This window comes from Rhizocola hellebori (assembly GCF_016862955.1).
GTDB lineage: Bacteria > Actinomycetota > Actinomycetes > Mycobacteriales > Micromonosporaceae > Rhizocola > Rhizocola hellebori.
Map to the genome: position 1 here is coordinate 1 of NZ_BONY01000181.1, position 1,900 is coordinate 1,900.

Here is a 1,900-nt window from a genome sequence, read left to right on the forward strand (position 1 = left end):
ACGAGCCAGATCACCAACCTGGTCAACAGCCGCGAGTTCTGGATCGTCCCGATGGTCAACCCGGACGGTGTGGAGTACGACATCGCGACCGGCTCGTACCGGTCGTGGCGCAAGAACCGCCAGCCGAATTCGGGTTCGTCCAATGTGGGCACCGACCTGAACCGCAACTGGTCCTATCAATGGGGTTGCTGTGGTGGTTCCAGCGGCACGACGAGTTCGGAGACCTACCGCGGCCCGTCGGCGTTCTCCGCGCCGGAGACTCAGCGCATCCGCGACTTCGTGCTCTCGCGGCGCATCGGCGGGGTACAGCAGATCAAGGTGAATGTGGATATTCACACTTATTCGGAACTGATCCTGTGGCCTTACGGCTACAAGACCGCCGACACCGGTGCGGACATCACCGTCGATCAGCGCAACACCTTCGCCACCATCGGCCAGCAGATGGCTGCCACCAACGGGTATACCCCCGAGCAGGCCAGCGACCTTTACATCGCCGACGGCACCATCATCGACTGGATGTTCAACAACCAGGGCATCTTCTCCTACACCTTCGAGCTCTACCCGAGCAACGGTGGTGGCGGCTTCTACCCGCCCGACGAGCAGATCGTCCCGCAGACTCAGCGGATGCGCCCGGCGTTCCTGATGCTTTCCGAATACGCCGACTGCGTCTACCGCGCGATCGGCAAGGAGTCGCAATACTGCGGCACCGGCACTCCGCCGACCACGGTGTGGGAGGACACCTTCGAAACCGCGCTGGGCTGGACCACCAACCCGGGCGGCACCGACACCGCCACCACCGGTGCGTGGGAGCGCGGCAACCCGGCCGACACCAACTCCGGCGGCGCCAAGCAGTTGGGCACCACAGTCAGCGGAGTCAACGACCTGTCGACCGGGCCGGCGGCCGGTGCGGCCGCAGGAGATTTCGACATCGACGGCGGCACCACCAGCGTGCAATCGCCGGCGGTAACGCTTCCAACCAGTGGTGTGCTTAGTGTTTCCCTTTCCTGGTACCTGGCACACGGCACCAACGCCACCAACGCTGACTTCTTCCGGGTCAGCATCGTCCACAACGGAGGGACGACTCAGCTGTTCAACCAGGCGGGTGCGGCTTCCAACCGCAACGGCGCCTGGGCCACCGGCAGCTGGGACATCTCGGCCTATGCCGGGCAGTCGGTGCGCATCCTGATCCAGGCCGCCGATGCCGCCACGGCAAGCCTGGTCGAAGCCGGCGTCGACGACGTACGGATTACCCGCCAATAACACGAAATCTGACAGGGGGCCAGTGCATTCACCGGCTCCCTGTCAGCAAGACGATCGGTATATGTCGACGTATTGAAATGACCATGAAATCGATGGTCTCCTGTGCGAGATCTGTTTACCCAGACGCAGGGGAGGCTCGCTATGCGACGACAAGTCGCAGTTCTTATTTCCGTGCTGGCGGTGGGCGCCGCGATGGTCCTGACCGGACCAGCCACCGGTGCGCCCTCCGATTCCGGTGCGGCGCCTAGCATTTCAGCTCAATACCGGGTCATCGGTCCCAAAACGTTCGCCGACCGCAATGCTGTAGCCCGAACCGGGGCGGCCATCGACTACAGCGAGCACGGCTCCCTCTACATCACCGCGATCCCCGCTGAGGTCAAGCAGATCGAGAAGCTCGGCTTCCGCACCGAGCTGATCACGCAGTCCGACGCGCACGCCACCGACGCGGTCGTCAACGACTTCCCGCCGGCGGACTCGGCGTTCCACAACTACGCCGAGGTCAACGCCGAACTGGACCAGATCGTCGCCGACCATCCGGCGATCGCCCAGAAATTCAACATCGGCCAGTCCTTCCAGGCGCGCACCATCTACGGCGTGAAGATTTCCGACAACGTGGCCACCGACGAGGACGAGCCCGAGG

The 1,900-nt window shown here is 63.7% G+C and carries 2 protein-coding genes; both read left to right on the top strand.

What is annotated here, in order from left to right; translation table 11 throughout:
• Window positions 1-1,260, top strand: a 1,260-nt coding sequence (locus Rhe02_RS49355) for a M14 family metallopeptidase (protein WP_203915539.1), incomplete at its 5' end; no start/stop codon positions are given.
• A 141-nt stretch (window positions 1,261-1,401) separates the two neighbouring features.
• Window positions 1,402-1,900 (top strand): M14 family zinc carboxypeptidase (locus Rhe02_RS49360; protein ID WP_373320826.1); only part of this gene is annotated, 499 nt, incomplete at its 3' end.